Source organism: Lacinutrix sp. MEBiC02404 (genome assembly GCF_053601575.1).
The window spans coordinates 1-286 of record NZ_JBSHNV010000008.1; the positions used below are offsets into that span (position 1 = coordinate 1).

At 39.5% G+C, this 286-nt stretch carries 1 protein-coding gene; it reads left to right on the forward strand.

The genetic code is table 11. The annotated features are described in order from the left end of the window. Positions 1 to 286, forward strand: a 286-nt coding sequence (locus ACVCXO_RS00035) for a hypothetical protein (RefSeq protein WP_452227562.1), incomplete at both ends; no start/stop codon positions are given.

Genomic DNA, 286 nt, shown 5'->3' on the forward strand with positions numbered 1-286 from the left:
CATACTTACTGCAACGCTTACGCTTGAAGATTCTATCGGTCCTGACTTAACATCTTGTACTGTAATAGACGAAACTATAGAATGTAACGGTACAGATAACGAAATGATCGCGAATGATTGGAATGCCGCTAACATACTTGCACTGCAATCTTGTGGTACAGATAGCTGTGATACAGATGCAGTATTTGATGTAACTTCAGATTATGTATTTACTAACCTTGCTTCCACTTGTGGCGCTGGTGGTACTATTCTAGTTACTTATACCGTTGCTGATGATTGTGGTAAC